Origin of the sequence: Mycobacteroides chelonae, from assembly GCF_016767715.1 — a bacterium.
Classification (GTDB): Bacteria; Actinomycetota; Actinomycetes; order Mycobacteriales; family Mycobacteriaceae; genus Mycobacterium; species Mycobacterium gwanakae.
On the sequence record NZ_CP050145.1, the window covers coordinates 26920 to 43931 of the forward strand.

The window sequence follows — 17012 nt, forward strand, 5'->3', positions numbered from 1 at the left end:
TAGGTGAGTTCACCGAACGATCCGGGGGAGTCTGGCGCCAACGAACGCCCCGTGGACCAGGCGGACTTGCCTCCCTGGCAGCGGGCGGAGCGGCGGCGTGGTTCACACGCCGCCGCCACCGGCCCGCAGCGGATTCCCAGCAGGGAACCGCGCCCCGGCGGCGCACCGACGGAGATCATCCCCATCGTGGACGACGCCACCGCGCCTCCAACCGCTCCGACGTCGGCGCCGCGGCCCGGGCCCCGCCCGTCGGCCGGCCTGGATGCCCGGCTCAGCCGGTTCATCTCGGGCACCGCGGCCCCGGCCGGATTCAACACCCCGCCGGAGCGTCCCGAACCCGAAGCAGCAGTGCCGGAGCTGGAGCCCTACGACGAGGCGCCGGAGCATCCCGAGGTGCCGGAGCGTCCCGAAAGAACCGAGCGGCCCCAACGATCCGAGCCGGTGCGTTCGGGCACCCCGTGGGGCGAGGCGAGCGCGCAGGAGCCCGTGCGCGCCCCCAAGAACAATGACCTGCCCGACCTGTCGGGCCCGGTCCCCCGCCCTCCACGCAGAAGTGATGCGGCACAAGGTGGTTCGGCAGTGACGGTGGGCCCCTCGCGCCGCGGCCCGCTGCGGGCGGCCATGCAGATCAGGCGCGTGGATCCATGGGCGACCCTGAAGGTGTCGCTGGTGTTGTCGGTGGTGTTCTTCTTCGTCTGGATGATCGCCGTCGCGATGCTGTACCTGGTGCTCGGCGCGATGGGTGTGTGGTCGAAGCTCAACGAGAACGTCGGTGAGCTCATCACCAACAGCGGCGGCGGTGAGCTGGTGTCCAGTGGCACCATCTTCGGCACCGCGCTACTGATCGGTTTGGTGAACATCGTGCTGATGACCGCGGCCGCCACCATCGGTGCGTTCATCTACAACCTGACCACCGATCTAGTTGGCGGTATCGAGGTCACACTGGCCGATCGCGACTAACGGTTTGGGATGCAACCCATCCGTGCGGTAATCTCTGCCTTCGGTTCAGGGGCTATAGCTCAGGCGGTTAGAGCGCTTCGCTGATAACGAAGAGGTCGGAGGTTCGAGTCCTCCTAGCCCCACCACACTCGTTGGGAGGTCGACCACATGAGAGTGCTGTTGCTGGTGCTCACATTGCTGGGCGTGGCCTACGCGGCAGCAATCACCGTGGCGCGCAACAACATGGAAGTGTGGCACACAGCAGCAGGTGAGGGGCCTTAGCTCAGTTGGTAGAGCGCTACCTTTGCAAGGTAGATGTCAGGAGTTCGATTCTCCTAGGCTCCACTCAAGTTTCTCGTTCGCGCGACCCGATCCGGCCCTACGGCTGAGGTTGCGAATCCACACTCGGTGCCAGCGGCGACGGTTCGGGCTGTCCTGAGCGCCGCAGCACGCTGAATGCGACGGCGCCCGCACCCAGCAGACCGACCACCGCAAGGCCGGTCAGCGCGCGCGGCAGCTTGCGCTTGCGGGCTCCGCTGACCACCTCGGGCAGGGTGTCCACGACATCGGCGACGGCGTCCTGCACCTCCGACGACACCGCCTTGCCGCGACGCACCAGCTTGCCGGCCACGCCCGCCGCCGATTTCGCCAGCCCGAACCCGAGGCCAGCGGTACCGCGTGAGACGTCGATAGGGGCCAGTGCGGCCTCCTTCAGACCCCGCACGAGCCGCTCCCCGGAGGTCAGCTTGACGGCGGGTTCGGAGGTCTTGGTCAGCAGGCTCATTGTCAGCGGGTCCCTTCGTCGGGCGGTGATCTCCAGAATGACTGGTACTCCAGATTGCCATCTTTGCGCCGCCTATTGGGAAACATCCGCATGAATGTCTTTTCGGCGCGGATAAGGTGGTCGTCGTGACTTCACCAATCCAGACACAGACCGCCACCTTGCACACCAACCACGGCGACGTCGTCATCGCGCTCTTCGGCAACCACGCCCCGAAGACCGTCGCCAACTTCGTCGGTCTCGCCGACGGCAGCAAGGACTACTCCACGAAGAACGCCAAGGGCGAGGCCGCCGGCCCGTTCTACGACGGCGCCGTCTTCCACCGCGTCATCGAGGGATTCATGATCCAGGGCGGTGACCCCACCGGCACCGGCCGCGGTGGCCCCGGATACCAGTTCGCCGACGAGTTCCACCCCGAGCTGCAGTTCGACAAGCCGTACCTGCTGGCCATGGCCAACGCCGGACCGGGCACCAACGGCTCACAGTTCTTCATCACCGTCGGCAAGACCCCGCACTTGAACCGTCGCCACACCATCTTCGGTGAGGTCGTGGACCCCGCTTCGCAGAAGGTCGTCGACGCCATCGCCTCCACCTCCGTCGATCGCGGCGATCGTCCCACCGAGGACGTCGTGATCAACTCCATCACCATCAGCTAGCTCTCGATGGCTCATCCCGGACAGGTACCGGTCTACGGGTGCGCTTGGCACCCGGACCGGGCCACCGCGGTGCGCTGCGTGCGCTGCGGGCGCCCCGTGTGTCCGGACTGCATGCGATCAGCGCCCGTCGGACAGCAGTGTGTCGAATGCGTCCAGCAGGGCGCCAAGTCGGTACGTCAGGTCAAACCGCTGCGGCAGGCACGGGCCTGGGTCACCTGGGCGCTGATCGCTGTCAACGTGCTCGTGTACTCCGCCGTGGTCGGGGGCACCGACGAGACGATGGCCGTCACCACCAGCCCGCTGTTCCGGGACCTGGTCCTGTACCTGCCGTGGGTGGCGCAGGGTGAGCTGTGGCGCACGGTCACCGCGGGCTTCCTGCATTTCGGCCTGATGCACATCGGGGTCAACATGCTCTCGCTGGCCTTGATCGGGCCCGGACTCGAGCACGCGTTCGGTCGTGAGCGCTACGCCACGATCTACGGCACCGCGCTACTGGGCAGCAGCGCCATCGCCATGTGGTTCAGTCCGAATGCGTTGGTGGCCGGTGCATCCGGCGCTATTTACGGTCTGCTGGGCGCGGCACTGGTGCTGTATCTGCGGGAGCGGCTGAACCCGCAGACCATCATCATCGTGCTGGTGCTGAACATCGGGCTGAGCATCTCGCTGCCGGGCATCTCGTTGGCCGGGCATATGGGCGGCCTGTTGTTCGGTGTTCTGAGCGCAGGTGCGCTGCTGTACTACCGCGAGGTGTGCCGTGGGGCCGGTGTACCGGACCTGGTGCAGAAGCCCTCGACGCCGTGGGTGCTGGTTGCGGTCGTGATCGCGTTGTCGGTGACGCTCATCGTGGCGAGGGTTCTCACCTATTCCGGATAGTGCACGTGCGGCAGCTTGGCTCTGAGGAACTGCCATTGGGTGTGCTGCTTGACGATGTCTGGGACATCATCGGTGAACGGCCGGCCGTAGTGTGCGGCGATCTCGGCGGCCGTCTGCACGTCGGTGGCCCAGCCGTGGCCCGTCAGCCAGTCCGCGGGGGGCGTGCGGGAATCCGGATATGTCAGCATCCAGAAATTGGCGGCCCGGATGTCTTCGGGGACAACGGGTTCGGCCAGTGAATCCCAGGTCTCGGTTGACGGCAGGAAAATGTTGGCATCGCTGCAGATGGCGCTACCCGGCGCGGACAGCTCGATGATGCGCTCGAAGAGCAGGTCCTGCGCCTGTCCGGGCAGACCCGCCATGATCAGCGGCGCGATCAGCCAAGCGGTGGGCTGCTCGGGGTCAAAGCCCGCAACGCACAGATCCTCCGCCCAGGGATCCGCGGTTGTTGCCGCGGGTATGAGCCGCTGGGTCACCGAGGCGGCAGCGCCGTGCTCCCTGAGCACACGGGACCGGAACTCCAGCGTGTGCGGATGGTCCACCTCGTACAGAACAGCGTCGGCCGGCCACGGGAGTCGATAGGCCCGAGTGTCCAGACCCGCGACGAATTGCACGACTTGCCGGGTCCCCGACTCAAGCTCCGTGGCAATGAAGTCGTCGCCGTACCGCGTGAAGATTCCCGACGCGTTGATGAGAAGAAAGGTGCCGTCGGCAGCCGAGGGGTTCTCGGGAAATCCGGTGGCGAGGAAGGCACTACTGAGCGGCTCGTTCGCCGCGGTGACCAGGACCTCCGCAAGTGGATCGTCGATCAATGGATGGCCGCGCCGACTTTCCAGCGCTCGCAGAGCTGCGGCAATCAGATCGAACTGATATTTGTGCGCCGGTGAGGTCACAGCCTTTTCCGGTTGACCATCCAAGGAATCACCTGCCTTCGTGCACGTTGCCCCCAAGATAGCCATCGCGCGGCGCAAAGGTAATGGTGCTGCGCAAGCTGTCCGGCGAGATCGGGCTACGGAACCAAGCTCACTGGTCCGCCGGCCCGTCACTCAGTGGCGATTCTGTGGAATGCGCAAGGTAATCGGTCGGCAGCATCGCGGTGAGGAAGCGACGGTCTGCGAGATCGTCGAAACCCGGCACCAGCTCGTTCCCGAACGGTCGGCCATAGCGCTCGGCGAGCTCACGTGTCGTGTACGTCTGGGTCAGCCACCCGTGCCCGGAGAGCCAGTCTCCGGGATGGGTGCGTTCGTCACGATGTGCCAGCGCCGAATAGTCGGCGCCGCGAAGCGCGTCCGGCAGGACGGCGTCCACGGCCTCGCCCCATGTCCGCCCGGACGGGGCCAGCGGATCGTTGTCCGTCGCGATGATGCTGCCCGGAGCCGACATCTCGATGATCCGCTCGAACATCGTGTCGTGGCTGCCACCGGGAAGGTTGCAGACGACGCACTCGGCGAGCCACGCGGTGGGGATGTCTGGGTCGAATCCGGCCAGCGTCAGCTCCGCTTGCCACTGCTCGCCCAGACCACACAGGACCATCCGCTGTGTGGTACGAGGCTCAGCTCCTGCGTTGTCGAGCGCCTTCATCTTGACGGTGAGGACCTCGGCATAGTCGACCTCATAGACGACTGTGCCCGCGGGCCAGGAGAGCCGGTAGGCGCGGGTATCGAGGCCCCCGGCCAGCAGCACAACCTGGCGGATCCCGTTGGTGACGGACGCGAGCAGGGATTCGTCGTAGTACCGGCACATCGCCGCCACGTAGTTGACGAGCAGATGGGTGCTCAGCTCATTCGCCGTCGACGGGTTCTCATGAAGGCCGACGTCCAGGAGCGCTTGGGTGTGGGGATCAGCGACGGCATCGAGGATGGTCCGGGCGTGCGCGTCGAACAGCAACGGCTGTGCGCGGCGTACCTCGAGCGCCTTCATCGCGGCGATCGTCAGCCCGATCTGCATACTCTGGCGGACGAATCCGCTGCTATGCCCATCTCCTGGCATAAAGTCCAGCTTTCAATCCCCCAACCGTCAAACGACAAGCCTTTGCCAAATGACCTGTTCGTACAGACGGCACCCTTGTGATCGATTGCATGGGAAACTTTAGTCGAAACGGGACCGAAGGTCCCACCCCAGCGTCGGTCCGCGTGCCTTGCGCGCAGGGCCTAGCGGGTGGCGGTGATGAAGTAAGCGTCCGACCACAGCGAGGTGATTTCGCTGTGCTCCTCGGGGGCGGGCCGTCCATAGGCGGCAGCCTGTTCCAGGCGGTTGGTGACGTCGACGTGCCAACCATGTTCGCCGAGCCACTCGATCGGGTCTTTGCGCTCATCGTCATAGATCAGATCGCCGATGCTGACGTTCTGGAGAAAGTCCGGCTTGAGTTTGTTCACGGCGTCCTGCCATTGGCCGGCGGTGGCCACGCGGCGGCGCCATTCGGTGGCCAGGAAGCTGCCGGGGGCGGAATGGGCGGTGATCTTCTCGAACAACGCGTCTTGGGCGGCACCCGGCAGGTACGCCAGCAAGCCCTCGGCGAGCCAGGCCGTGGGCTTGCCCGCGTCGAAGCCCTCGGCCTCCAGCGCGGCGATCCAGTCATCGCGTAGGTCGGCGGCGACTTCGCGCCGTTCGGCCCGCGCGACCGCGTTCTCTTCGGCAAGGACGTGGTCCTTGAATTCGAGGACCTTCGGCTGGTCCAGTTCGTAGACGACGGTGCCGTGCGGCCAGGGCAACCGGTAGACCCGCGCATCCAGTCCGGCGGCCAGGATTACTACCTGTCGAACACCGGAAGCTGTTGCAGTGGTGAAGAATTCATCGAAGTATTTGGTGCGGACGGCCAGGTGATTGACCAGGTAGGTGGTGGCCACGTCCCATTCGGACTCGGGACGCGGCGCGGCCAGGGCCTCGGTGAGATGAGGCTCCCCCGAAGCCTCCACGAAGGCGCGGGCGTGCTCGTCGCGAATGAGTGGCTCAGATCGGGTGGTCTCCAGGGCGCGGAACGACGACACCATGAGGGCCGTGAAACCGACGCTGCTGACAATGTCCCACTGATCGCCCTCAGTCCGTGTCATGTGCCCGCCTCTTACCTCGGAGTAATTACCTAAGGCAACGATACGCGCGTTGCGGCGTTCACGCCCGATACTGGGCGGCGCGCAGTGCCTCGTGCACGTCACGGGGGTCGGTACCCAGGTCCCAACGGTTCAGGACGATCAGGTCATCTCCGGATTCGATCTCCAGCAGCCGGGTGCGTCGGCCCAGTCGGCGGAACTCGCTGATCTTCACCGAGTCCACCGCGGCGCGGGGTAGCAGCGTGAGGCGGGTCAGGCCTTGCAGCTCAAGACCCTCGTCGGCGATGCGCAGTTTCGGACGGCACCGCCAGGACACGGCGGCGAACCCCAGCAGACCGAGCGCGGCCACCGAGGCCAACAGACGCCCCGGCGCATCGGCGACCAGGAAAACGGCGATACCGAACGCGACACCCACAAGGGCGGCGGCAGCGATACCGGCTGGTTTCGGGCCCCATTCGGCTGGGGATGCGGTCGGTTTATCCACAGGCGTTATCCACAGTGGGGATAAATCACATCGTTGTGATTGGGTGTCTCTTGGGTGGACTCGATGGAAACGGGTGCTAACCGGACCGGCAACGGCAGCCCGGGCTCCCTCTCGTCTCGTGTCACCGCCACCGCATGGTCAGCAATAGTCCGGTGATCATGAAGGCAAACGCGATGGCGTAGTTCCACGGCCCCAGATCCAGCATCCAGGTGATGTGCTGTGCGGCGAGCTGGAACACCATCAGCCAGGCCAGGCCGATGAGCATGAGGGTGAGGAAGAACGCGACGAACCAGACGCTCGACGGACCGGCTTTCACCTTGACCGGAGTACGGCTAACGGTGGTCGCGTTGAACGCTGACTTCTTACGGACCTTGGACTTGGGCATCGACTACCTCGGAAGCATCTGGGATATGGCGGCACGGCGACGGGTCGCCATGGCCGGAGTCGTCATGGGTTCCTACGCAGGTTACAGCGCGATGCTGCGACAATCTTCTGGTGACCGCCGATGAGGCCCCCAGGAGCGAGGGCAGCCCCCAGCGCGAACCGGCGGCCCCTTCCGCCCGAGGGGGCCTTCTCTGGCGGGTCGGGGTGCCCCTGGTGTGCGCGCTGGCGGGCTTTCTGCTGGCCGCGACGCACACGGTGTCGGGTGGCAACGAGATCCGGCGGGGCGATTCTCCGGCGCCCCGGTTGGTGGATCTGGTGCGCGAGACGCAGAAGTCCGTCGACAAACTCAGCGCCACCCGTGACGGCTTGGCGAATCAGATGGCTGCCGCGCGGGCACAATCGGCCGGGGGTGACAGCCAGGTGGCGGCGGCGCTCGCCGAAACCGGTGAGATGGCCGATGCCGCGGGCGTCCAACCCGTCACCGGCCCCGGTCTGGTGGTGACGCTGACCGATGCCAAGCGTGATGCGTACGGGCGTTTCCCCCGCGACGCGTCACCGGATGACTTGGTGGTGCACCAGCAGGATGTCGAAGGTGTGCTCAATGCCTTGTGGAGTGCGGGCGCCGAGGCCATTCAGATGCAGGATGATCAGCGCCTGGTCGCGAGCTCGGTACCGCGATGTGTCGGCAACACCCTGCTGCTGCACGGTCGTACCTACAGCCCGCCCTACGTGATCACGGCCATCGGTGATGCCGATGCCATGCAGGCAGCACTCGACGCGGCTCCGCTGGTAACGCTGTACCGGCAGTACGTCGCGCGATTTGGCTTGGGATACACGGTGACTCGCGGCCATCACCTCGAAGTGGCCGGATATCGGGATGCGGTGGGGCCCGGCCGTGCGGCTCCCCTGGAGGGCCGGTAGACATCCGTCGGCACCTGTCCGGGTAAACCGGCTGGGAATCCGCTGGTGCGGGTCCGTACCCTTGACCTGTGCGCATCCTGGTCGTCGACAACTACGACAGCTTCGTGTTCAACCTGGTCCAGTACCTGGGTCAGCTCGGCGTGGACGCGACGGTGTGGCGCAACGACGACCCGCGACTGGCCGATACCGATGCGGTGGCCGCCGACTTCGACGGCGTACTGATTAGCCCCGGCCCCGGTACACCAGAGAGCGCGGGCGCGTCCATCGCGATGGTGCATTCCTGCGCGAAAACGGGCACCCCGCTGCTCGGGGTGTGCCTGGGACACCAGGCGATCGGCGTGGCGTTCGGCGGCACCGTCGACCGCGCACCGGAGTTGTTGCACGGCAAGACGAGCACTGTCGAGCATGAAGACGCTGGCGTGCTGCGCGGGCTGCCAAACCCGTTCACGGCCACCAGGTACCACTCGCTGACGATCCTCCCTGACACCGTGCCCGAGGGGCTTCGGGTGATCGCCCGCACCGCCAGCGGGGTGATCATGGGTGTCATGCACACCGAACACCCGATTCACGGGGTGCAGTTCCACCCGGAGTCGATCCTGACCGAGGGCGGGCACCGGATGCTGGCCAACTGGCTCACCTATTGTGGTGCGCCCCTTGATGAATCGCTGGTGTGCGCGCTCGAGGCAGAGGTCGCCTCGGCGCTGGACGGAGTCAGCGGCCGCGTGAGCGCCCTCGGCGGCTGAGGTCTAGCCCGCGCCGAAGCGCAGCTTGATTGGTCCGTTGTAGTTGACCCCGGCACCGGCCGGCGGATCCTGCGAGACCACGCGAGCTCGGTTGTTGCCGTCGGAGGGCACGTCTTCGGTGCTGAGGCCTCCGCCTTGCCACCCAGCCTGATAGAGCAGCGGCTCGGCATCGGTCCAGAACTTGCCCATGAGGTTTGGCATCCGGAACTGACCGCCACCGGAGACCCGGATCTCGATGATCCCGTCCTCAGGGAACATCGTGTTGGCCGGCGGGTTCATACTCAGGATCTGCCCCTTCGACTCGGGGCTGGGAACGGTGATGATAGTGGGCGGTGCGGTAAACCCGTAGTTGGGCAGGTTCTTGATGGCGACGTCGATGTTCTGGCCCACGAGATCCGGTGCCGGCTTCTCCCCTGGTCCCTTACCGACAACGATGGTGATGTTGTTGGTGACCGCCGAATACTGTCCGGCCGGCGGGTTGGTGGCCATGACCCGGCCCTTGTCCTCGGGCAGCGACTTGGTCTCGCTCTGGGTGAAGGTGCCCTTGAACCCGGCGGCCTGCAGCTTCTTGACCGCGTCGCCGAAGCTGAGGCCATGGCAATCGGGCACCTGCTGGCTCTCCGGCCCGATGGACACGTTCAGAGTCACCTCGGAACCGGCCGTCACGGTAGAACCCTTCGCGGGATCGGTGTCGATGACTCTCTCGGGAGCAAGCTTTGAGCTCGTGTTCTTCTGGATCTTGGTCTTGAACCCGAGGTTCTGCAGGGCGGCGACAGCGTCGGCCTGGGACTTGCCCGTCACGTCGGGGACTTGGACATCACGCGAGGGGCCGTTGCCCAAGATGATGGCGAAGGTGACCACCACGGTCAGCACCACCAGTGCGGCAAGTCCGACCAGCCAGCGGCTCAGTGGATTGCGCCGCGATTCTGCGTAATGGCTGGGCAGCGGGTTGGTCTGCGGCCCGGAGGCCGGGTAAGCCTTGGTGTTGGAGGGAGTGCTGAGCATGGAGCTGCGCTCGGCGTCGGTGAGAACCTTCGGGGCCTCCGGCTGCTCGCCCTGATACACCCGCATGAGGTCGGTGCGCATCTCGGCAGCGTTCTGGTACCGGTTGTCGGGATTCTTCGAAAGTGCTTTGAGCACAACCGAATCAAGGCCGGGTGGAATCTCGGGGTTGTGCTTGGAGGGCGCAACCGGATCTTCACGCACATGCTGGTAGGCCACCGCGACAGGTGAATCGCCGACGAAAGGCGGCTCGCCGGTCAGCAATTCGTAGAGGACGCAGCCCAGGGAGTACACGTCGGAACGTGCGTCCACGGTTTCGCCGCGCGCTTGTTCCGGCGAGAGATACTGCGCGGTCCCGATGACCGCCGCGGTCTGGGTGACGCTGACGCCGGCGTCCGACACGGCCCGCGCGATCCCGAAGTCCATCACCTTTACCGCGCCGGTCTTGCTGATCATGATGTTGGCGGGCTTGACATCACGATGGATGATGCCGTGCTGGTGACTGAAGTTGAGCGCCTGGCAGGAGTCGGCGATGACCTCGATCGCCCGGCGGATCGGCATGGGGCCGTCGTCCTTGACGATGTCGCGCAGGGTGATGCCGTCGACGTACTCCATGACGATGTACGGCAGCGGCCCGGTGGGTGTCTCGGCCTCGCCCGTGTCGTAGACGGCCACGATCGCCGGGTGGTTCAGTGCGGCGGCGTTCTGCGCCTCCCGGCGGAAACGCAGATAGAAGCTGGGGTCCCGGGCCAGATCGGCGCGCAGCACCTTGATCGCGACGTCACGGTTCAACCGTTGGTCGCGCGCCAGGTGAACCTCGGACATGCCCCCATAGCCGAGGATCTCCCCCAGCTCATAGCGGTCCGAGAGGTGCTGCGGAGTGGTCATTACGGTGATTTCGTCCCAGTGATCGGGTCCGGTTCGGCGACCGGAAGCAGAGCCACGATATTAGCTGGCGCAAGCGCTCCTGGCGAAGCTGAAGCCGGACTTGAGGGTGCCTCGCTGCTGGGCGTCGTCGCCGATGGGAGCGGCACGTCATTCTTCTGCTCACTTGCTCGCAGCAGGATGAGCGCCGCGATGATGATCGCGAAGATGCCCAGCACCGCGGCCGCCCACATCAGGGCCTTCTGACCGGGTGAGAACGTGCCCCGCCGGGGCGGTGGCGGCCGATGCGAGCCCGTCGGCGGTCGGGTGCGGGAGGTGGGCGGGGCAACCCGGCTGGGTGTCCCCACGGCGGGTCGCACCTGCGTGGCGGGCGGGATGGCCGCCGGCGTGGCCCTGCTGATGGTCGGCGCCTGGTTGGGCCGGGGTGGGCGGCGACCGGCACGCACCGCCGCCACCGCATCGGCGAACGGGCCGCCGCTGGTGTACCGATTCTGCGGGTTCTTCACCAGCGTGATCTCGATGAGCTCGCGCACGTTGGGGGGTAGATCGGCGGGCAGCGGTGACGGTGTTTCCTTGATGTGCTTCATCGCGACCGTCAGAGCGCCGTCGCCCGAGAACGGGCGCTTACCCGAAACTGCCTCGTAGCCAACAACTCCCAGTGCGTAGACATCGCTGGCGGGGGTGGCGTCGTGCCCCAGGGCCTGTTCGGGGGCGATGTATTGGGCGGTGCCCATCACCATGCCGGTCTGGGTGACCGGGGCGGCGTCCACGGCCTTGGCGATGCCGAAGTCGGTGAGTTTCACCTGCCCGGTGGGCGTGATCAGGATGTTGCCCGGCTTCACGTCGCGGTGCACCAGGCCCGCGGCGTGCGCGACCTGCAGGGCACGCCCGGTCTGCTCGAGCATGTCCAGCGAGTGACGCAGCGACAGCCGGCCGGTGCGCTTGAGTACGGAGTTCAGCGGCTCGCCGTGGATCAGTTCCATGACCAGGTAGGCGGTGCGGCCTTCACTGTCGATGTCGGTTTCGCCGTAGTCGTACACGCTCGCGATGCCGGGATGGTTGAGCATCGCCACGGTGCGTGCCTCGGCACGGAACCGCTCGATGAACTCGGGGTCCGACGAGAACTCGGCCTTGAGCACCTTCACGGCTACCTTGCGGCCCAGGCGGCTGTCGGTGCCCTCCCAGACCTGGCCCATACCGCCGGTAGCGATGAGCCGCTGCAACCGGTAACGGCCCGAAAGCGTTTCTCCCACACGAACTGTCATGAGGCCCCCTGTAGTGCTGCGGCAATGACCTGCCGCCCGATGGGTGCGGCGACGGAGCCGCCGGTGGCCGCCAGGGCGCGGTCTCCGCCATCTTCGACGAGTACCGCGATGGCCACCTTAGGGGTGACCACCGTGGCTTGAGGATCCGATGTGGTGCTCGATGCCGGTGCGAAGGCGATGTACCACGCGTGCGGTGGGGTGTTACGCGGATCGGTGCCGTGCTCGGCGGTGCCGGTCTTGGATGCGATCTGCACGCTGGGGATGGCTCCGGTCTGTGCGGTGCGCTGTTCTGAGGCAATCATCAGTTCGGTCAATGTGTTCGCGATAGCGGGTGTCACGGCTTGGCCAATGTCATCCGGGGTGGTGGTGGACAGATTCGAAAGGTCTGGGCCCTTAAGGCTATCGACCAGGTGCGGCTGCATCAGCACACCCTTGTTGGCAACGGCCGCGGCGACCATCGCGTTCTGCAGGGGGGTTACCGCGACGTCCTTTTGCCCGATGCTCGACATCGCGACGGCCGCGTCATCGGACATCGACCCGACGGTGGAAGTAGCCACCTGGAGTGGGATGCCGTCGATTTCGTGGTCGAGTCCGAATGCTTGCGCGGCCTTGACCAGCTTGTCGCGCTTGAGTTGTTCGGATCCGAGTTTGGCGAAGGCGGTGTTGCAGGAGCGCGCGAACGCCTCCTTGAGGGTGGTGTTGTCGCCACCGCCGCAGGAGGTCCTGTTGTAGTTCTCCAGGGTTGCGTTGCTACCCGGCAGGAAGATGGTTGGGGACGCGGTCACCTCGGTGTTGACGGTCTTGCCGTCGGCCAGTGCCGCGGCGGTGGTGATGACCTTGAAGGTCGATCCCGGTGGGTAGGTCTGCGAGATCGCGCGGTTCAGCATCGGCTGGGCGGGGTCTTCCTGCAGCTGCTTCCAGGCCGCGTTCTCCTTCTCGGAGTCCTGGCTGGCCAGCAGATTGGGGTCGTAGGAGGGCGTCGACACCATCGCGAGGATCTTTCCGGTGGAGGGCTCGAGCGCGACCACCGAGCCGCGGCAGCCGTTCTTGCAGCCGTGCTGCATGGCGTCGTAGGCGGCCTGCTGGACATCGGGACGGATGGTGGTGACCACGCTGCCGCCACGCGGATCGCGACCCGTGAAGAAGTCTGCGAGCCTGCGGCCGAACAGCCGGGGATCGGATCCGTTGAGCACGCTGTCCTCGGCGCGCTCCAGCCCGGCGCTGGAGTAGTTAAGCGAGTAGAAACCGGTGACGGGCGCGTACACCAGAGGATCGGCGTACTGCCGCAGGAACCGGAAGCGACTGTCGGTGGCCACCGAGGAGGCGAGCAACTGCCCGCTTGCCGATATCTGCCCCCGCTGGCGCGAATACTCGTCGAGCAACACCCGCTGATTGCGGGGGTCGGCGCGCAGTCCCGGTGCCGTGAACACCTGGGTGAGAGTGGCATTGGCCAGCAGCAGCACGACCAGTCCCATGACGACGAGAGACACCCGGCGGATCGATGTGTTCATACGCGATCGATCAGTTCCGTCCGGGCCTCCGCGATGGGGGCGGCGTTGGGTGCGGAGGTGGTGGTGAGCGGTCGCCGGGCGATATGCGAGATGCGCAGCAGGATGGCCAGCAGCACGTAATTGGACACCAGTGACGAGCCGCCGTAGGAGATCCAGGGCGTGGTGAGCCCGGTCAGCGGGATGAGTTTGGTGACGCCGCCGACGACGATGAACAGCTGCAGCGCCAGCGCCGCCGAGAGGCCGGAGGCCAGCAGCTTGCCGAAGCTGTCGCGCACCGCCAGTGCGGTGCGGAAGCCCCGGACGATGAGGATGGTGAACACGAGCAGCACTCCGGCCAGGCCGACCAGTCCGAGTTCCTCACCGATCGCGGCGATGATGAAATCCGTTGAGGCGGCCGGAACTGTGCCCGGCTGACCGTTTCCGAGACCGGTGCCGAAGATGCCACCGGTGGCGAAGCTGAACAGCGACTGCATCATCTGATAGCCGTTGCCGTCCGCATCCGCGAAGGGGTCGAGCCAGGTTTCGACCCGCACGCGCACATGTGCGAATAAGAAGTACGCCAAGAACGCGCCGACGACGAAGAGGCCCAGGCCGATCAGCACCCAGCTGATCCGTGCCGTGGCGATGTACAGCACCGTCAGAAATGAGGTGTACAGCAGCAGCGAGGTACCCAGGTCCTTCTCAAAGACCATGACGCCCACGGAGATTGCCCACACCGCGAGCAGCGGGCCCAGGTCCCTGGCCCGGGGTGACTCCACGCCCCAGTAGCTGCGGCCGGCGGTGCGAAACAGGTCGCGTTTGGTCATCAGGAAGGCCGCGAAGAACACCAGCAACAGGATCTTGGCGGCCTCGGCCGGCTGAATCGACAAGAACGGCAATTCGATCCAGATCTTGGCGCCATTTCGTTCCGAGGCCGAGGACGGCAGCAGCGCGGGGATGGCCAGCAAGACGATGCCGACGATGCCGAAGGTGTAGCCGTACCGTGCCAGCACCCGGTGATCCTTGACGACTGCCAGGATCCCGACGAGCGCGGCGACACCCACCAGCGTCCAGAGCACCTGCGCGTTGGCTTCCACAGTCTCGGAGCCGTCGCCGGCGGCCGCTTTCGCCAGGTCCAGGCGATGAATCATCACCAGCCCGAGGCCGTTCAGCAGGGCGACGCACGGCAGCAACAGCGGATCGGCGTAGGGGGCGTAACGGCGGATTCCCAGATGCGCCAACGTAAACAGGACGAGGTACGCAAGACCGTACTTCAGTAGATCCCAGGAAAGACCACGCTCGAGGTTGGCCTCGACCAGGATCAGGGCCACGGTGGTGATCGCCGCGGCGAACCCGAGGAGCCCCAATTCCGCGCTACGTCGTGTGGATTGGGGCGGTGGCGAGGTGCCTGCCCCACGGGCCACTACAGCGGTTTGGGGCGCCGTCGTCATGACACGGTCCGGCAGGTGACGCCCGGCTCTTGTGGTGGCGCCGGCAGTGGCGCCGGCGCGGGGGTGGATGTTGTGGTCTGCGTGGTGCTTGCGCCGGGCGTCGCCGGAGACGTGGGCGCGGGCGACGGCCGCGTGGTTGTGGCCGTCGTCGTGGGGGATCCGGACGTGGCGGACGGGGAGCGACCCGCGGTGGTCGGTGCGGGCGGCGCCGTCTTGGGTGCGGGGGGTGCGCAGGGGGGCAACGCGCTCTTGGTGAGCTGACGTAGCTGGCCGATGGCCTGGTCGAGAGTGCCGCCGGGTAGGCCGGTTTCGACCTGCTGACGCTCCGACGGACGCAGATCGGACACCTTGAAGTACTTGCAGGACAGGCTGGATGCGGACTCGCCGTAACTCACCAGCGACAGGTCGCCCCGGCTGTCGAGGCAACCCACGAGGTCCGGCCGCTGCAGCCGATAACCCAGGAGCGAGCCCTGGACGCCCTGCATGATGGAGACGTTGCCTTCGTAGGCGCTCACGTAATAGTTGTTGAGCACTACGCGGCGGCCGATCGCCAGACCGGCCAGCGCGATCAACACCACGAGCACCGCCGCGATCAGCCAGCGGAGCCGACGTTTCTTGGGCCGTGTGGCTTCGGAATCGGTTGTGTCACTATCGGATTCGTCCGGAGTGGGCTCGGGTTCTTTGAGGGCGCGCTGGATGGCGGCGGCCCGTCCGGCGGCAGTGTTCGGCGGAGGGGTGTCGGTGTCTGAATCGGCGGATATCGCCCCCGCCACGATCGGGCGGGTTTGTCCGTAGTCCAGCTCCACGACATCGGCGACGACGACGGTGACGTTGTCGGGTCCACCGCTGCGCAGCGCCAGCTCGATGAGCCGATCGGCGGCGGCGGAGACATCGGGGATCTCCAACGCCTCGGCGATGGTTTCGTGGCTCACCGGATCGGACAGTCCGTCCGAACAGAGCAGGTACCTGTCACCCGCCTGCGCCTCACGGATCACGAGAGTGGGCTCGACCGGTGCGCCGGTGAGCGCGCGCATGATTAGCGAGCGCTGCGGATGGTTGTGTGCCTGTTCCGGAGTGATGCGACCCTCGTCGACAAGGGTCTGGACGAAGGTGTCGTCCTTGGAGATCTGCGCCAGCTCGCCATCACGCATCAGGTATGCGCGTGAGTCGCCGATATGCACCATGCCCAGCCGCTTGCCGGTGAACAGGAAAGCCGTCAGCGTGGTGCCCATGCCGTCGAGCTCGGGCTCGGCGCGCACATGGTCGGCGATCGCCGCGTTACCGGAGTGCACCGCGTCGGCCAGCGTATCGAGCAGATCGCCGCCGGGCTCATCGTCGTCGAGTGGGGCCAACGCCGCGATGACCAGCTGTGAGGCGACTTCACCGGCGGCATGACCGCCCATGCCGTCGGCCAATGCCAAGAGGCGGGCACCGGCATAGACGGAGTCCTCGTTGTTCGACCGCACAAGTCCGCGGTCGCTACGCGCTGCGTAGCGAAGCACCAGTGTCACGAGCGCAGCTCGATCACTGTCTTACCGATCCGTACCGGCGTCCCCTGGGGAACCCGCAGCGCCGTCGTCACCTTCTCCCTATCCAGATATGTGCCGTTGGTCGATCCTAGATCCTCGACGTACCAATCGGCCCCGCGTGGCGATAGCCGCGCGTGCCGCGTCGACGAGTAATCGTCGGTGAGCACCAGTGTTGAGTCGTCCGCCCGGCCGATCAAAATGGGCTGGGTGCCTAGGGTGATCCGGGTGCCGGCCAGGGCGCCCTCGGTCACCAACAGGTACTGCATCTGCCGCCGGCCCGCCTTCGCGGGACTGATCGCACGCAGGTTCAAACCACGATTGGCCATCAGTTGACCGGTGGGGGCGTAGATATCGGTCCGCAGTATGCGCAGCACCGACCAGATGAACACCCACAACAGCAACAGGAACCCACCGCGGGTGAGCTGGAGCACCAGTCCCTGCATCCGGTTGTCGTTCCTCTCGCTGGTCCATCGCGCCTCGGCGAGGGTGTCCGGAAGACCGGACATATTCGGCAGGGCAACGATACTTGGCCGGGTTACCCGCCGGGGCTCGATACGTGCAG

At 66.1% G+C, this 17012-nt stretch carries 17 protein-coding genes and 2 tRNA genes; 7 read left to right on the forward strand and 12 right to left on the reverse strand.

Annotated elements, in window-relative coordinates:
• Window positions 1-3 precede the first annotated feature (3 nt).
• The 3 genes from HBA99_RS00135 (at window position 4) to HBA99_RS00145 (ending at window position 1284) form a co-directional block, all read left to right on the forward strand.
• Window positions 4-960, forward strand: coding sequence for a DUF3566 domain-containing protein (locus HBA99_RS00135; protein ID WP_070951752.1), 957 nt, complete (start codon window positions 4-6; stop codon window positions 958-960).
• A gap of 48 nt (window positions 961-1008) precedes the next feature.
• A tRNA-Ile gene (locus tag HBA99_RS00140) sits at window positions 1009-1085 on the forward strand.
• Between the two features lie 126 nt (window positions 1086-1211).
• Window positions 1212-1284: transfer RNA gene (locus tag HBA99_RS00145), tRNA-Ala, on the forward strand.
• 34 nt (window positions 1285-1318) lie between these two features.
• Here the strand turns inward: HBA99_RS00145 and cwsA are convergent.
• Window positions 1319-1723: a cell wall synthesis protein CwsA gene (gene cwsA, locus HBA99_RS00150; RefSeq protein WP_030098135.1), complete on the reverse strand. Its 405-nt coding sequence runs from the start codon at window positions 1721-1723 to the stop codon at window positions 1319-1321.
• Window positions 1724-1839: 116 nt separating this feature from the next.
• On the opposite strand from cwsA, the gene HBA99_RS00155 reads away from it, so the two are divergent.
• Entirely contained in the window at window positions 1840-2376 is a 537-nt protein-coding gene (locus HBA99_RS00155; RefSeq protein WP_193601848.1) for a peptidylprolyl isomerase, read from the forward strand.
• Between the two features lie 111 nt (window positions 2377-2487).
• Window positions 2488-3249, forward strand: a complete 762-nt coding sequence (locus HBA99_RS00160) for a rhomboid family intramembrane serine protease (RefSeq protein WP_070951751.1) — start codon at window positions 2488-2490, stop codon at window positions 3247-3249.
• Here the strand turns inward: HBA99_RS00160 and HBA99_RS00165 are convergent.
• The 5 genes from HBA99_RS00165 to crgA all read right to left on the reverse strand — a co-directional run bounded on the left by HBA99_RS00165 (window position 3237) and on the right by crgA (window position 7165).
• Window positions 3237-4142, reverse strand: coding sequence for an SAM-dependent methyltransferase (locus HBA99_RS00165; RefSeq protein WP_070951750.1), 906 nt, complete (start codon window positions 4140-4142; stop codon window positions 3237-3239). The genes HBA99_RS00160 and HBA99_RS00165 overlap by 13 nt on opposite strands.
• Window positions 4143-4272: 130 nt before the next feature.
• Entirely contained in the window at window positions 4273-5238 is a 966-nt protein-coding gene (locus HBA99_RS00170; RefSeq protein WP_070951749.1) for an SAM-dependent methyltransferase, read from the reverse strand.
• A gap of 161 nt (window positions 5239-5399) precedes the next feature.
• Window positions 5400-6299: a class I SAM-dependent methyltransferase gene (locus HBA99_RS00175; RefSeq protein ID WP_070951748.1), complete on the reverse strand. Its 900-nt coding sequence runs from the start codon at window positions 6297-6299 to the stop codon at window positions 5400-5402.
• Window positions 6300-6357: 58 nt separating this feature from the next.
• On the reverse strand, window positions 6358-6780 hold the full coding sequence (locus HBA99_RS00180; RefSeq protein ID WP_070951747.1) for a PH domain-containing protein: 423 nt from the start codon (window positions 6778-6780) through the stop codon (window positions 6358-6360).
• Between the two features lie 121 nt (window positions 6781-6901).
• Complete coding sequence (gene crgA / locus HBA99_RS00185; RefSeq protein ID WP_005082859.1) at window positions 6902-7165, reverse strand: cell division protein CrgA; 264 nt, start codon at window positions 7163-7165, stop codon at window positions 6902-6904.
• 203 nt (window positions 7166-7368) lie between these two features.
• Between crgA and HBA99_RS00190 the strand changes: the two genes are divergently transcribed.
• Together HBA99_RS00190 and HBA99_RS00195 are read left to right on the forward strand one after the other, a co-directional pair.
• The gene (locus HBA99_RS00190) at window positions 7369-8085 is read left to right on the forward strand and encodes a DUF881 domain-containing protein (protein WP_030098142.1); all 717 of its coding nucleotides are present in this window, start codon (window positions 7369-7371) and stop codon (window positions 8083-8085) included.
• Window positions 8086-8153: 68 nt separating this feature from the next.
• On the forward strand, window positions 8154-8828 hold the full coding sequence (locus HBA99_RS00195; RefSeq protein WP_057966660.1) for an aminodeoxychorismate/anthranilate synthase component II: 675 nt from the start codon (window positions 8154-8156) through the stop codon (window positions 8826-8828).
• A 3-nt stretch (window positions 8829-8831) separates the two neighbouring features.
• Here the strand turns inward: HBA99_RS00195 and pknB are convergent, their stop codons facing one another.
• From pknB to HBA99_RS00225, 6 genes are read right to left on the reverse strand one after another with little or no spacing between them, the layout of a single operon-like run.
• Complete coding sequence (gene pknB, locus HBA99_RS00200) at window positions 8832-10718, reverse strand: Stk1 family PASTA domain-containing Ser/Thr kinase (protein WP_057966661.1); 1887 nt, start codon at window positions 10716-10718, stop codon at window positions 8832-8834.
• Window positions 10718-11980 carry a serine/threonine-protein kinase gene (locus HBA99_RS00205; RefSeq protein ID WP_030098145.1) on the reverse strand — a complete coding sequence of 421 codons (1263 nt, stop codon included), beginning with the start codon at window positions 11978-11980 and terminating at the stop codon, window positions 10718-10720. Before HBA99_RS00205 ends, pknB begins: the two co-directional genes overlap by 1 nt.
• Window positions 11977-13491, reverse strand: coding sequence for a penicillin-binding transpeptidase domain-containing protein (locus HBA99_RS00210; RefSeq protein ID WP_030098146.1), 1515 nt, complete (start codon window positions 13489-13491; stop codon window positions 11977-11979). Before HBA99_RS00210 ends, HBA99_RS00205 begins: the two co-directional genes overlap by 4 nt.
• On the reverse strand, window positions 13488-14921 hold the full coding sequence (locus HBA99_RS00215) for an FtsW/RodA/SpoVE family cell cycle protein (RefSeq protein WP_057966662.1): 1434 nt from the start codon (window positions 14919-14921) through the stop codon (window positions 13488-13490). The genes HBA99_RS00210 and HBA99_RS00215 overlap by 4 nt, the downstream gene beginning before the upstream one ends.
• Window positions 14918-16432: a PP2C family protein-serine/threonine phosphatase gene (locus HBA99_RS00220; protein ID WP_070951745.1), complete on the reverse strand. Its 1515-nt coding sequence runs from the start codon at window positions 16430-16432 to the stop codon at window positions 14918-14920. Before HBA99_RS00220 ends, HBA99_RS00215 begins: the two co-directional genes overlap by 4 nt.
• Window positions 16429-16893 (reverse strand): FHA domain-containing protein FhaB/FipA, encoded by a 465-nt coding sequence (locus HBA99_RS00225; protein ID WP_030098149.1) that lies wholly within the window; start codon window positions 16891-16893, stop codon window positions 16429-16431. The genes HBA99_RS00220 and HBA99_RS00225 overlap by 4 nt, the downstream gene beginning before the upstream one ends.
• Between the last annotated feature and the right edge of the window lie 119 nt (window positions 16894-17012).

Excerpts from the sequence above, each read along its gene's own strand:
- cwsA (WP_030098135.1), bottom strand. The coding sequence starts at position 1,723 with ATGAGCCTGCTGACCAAGACCTCCGAACCCGCCGTCAAGCTGACCTCC.
- HBA99_RS00160 (WP_070951751.1), top strand. The coding sequence starts at position 2,488 with ATGCGATCAGCGCCCGTCGGACAGCAGTGTGTCGAATGCGTCCAGCAG.
- HBA99_RS00170 (WP_070951749.1), bottom strand. The coding sequence starts at position 5,238 with ATGCCAGGAGATGGGCATAGCAGCGGATTCGTCCGCCAGAGTATGCAG.
- HBA99_RS00175 (WP_070951748.1), bottom strand. The coding sequence starts at position 6,299 with ATGACACGGACTGAGGGCGATCAGTGGGACATTGTCAGCAGCGTCGGT.
- crgA (WP_005082859.1), bottom strand. The coding sequence starts at position 7,165 with ATGCCCAAGTCCAAGGTCCGTAAGAAGTCAGCGTTCAACGCGACCACC.
- pknB (WP_057966661.1), bottom strand. The coding sequence starts at position 10,718 with ATGACCACTCCGCAGCACCTCTCGGACCGCTATGAGCTGGGGGAGATC.
- HBA99_RS00205 (WP_030098145.1), bottom strand. The coding sequence starts at position 11,980 with ATGACAGTTCGTGTGGGAGAAACGCTTTCGGGCCGTTACCGGTTGCAG.
- HBA99_RS00210 (WP_030098146.1), bottom strand. The coding sequence starts at position 13,491 with ATGAACACATCGATCCGCCGGGTGTCTCTCGTCGTCATGGGACTGGTC.
- HBA99_RS00215 (WP_057966662.1), bottom strand. The coding sequence starts at position 14,921 with ATGACGACGGCGCCCCAAACCGCTGTAGTGGCCCGTGGGGCAGGCACC.
- HBA99_RS00225 (WP_030098149.1), bottom strand. The coding sequence starts at position 16,893 with ATGCAGGGACTGGTGCTCCAGCTCACCCGCGGTGGGTTCCTGTTGCTG.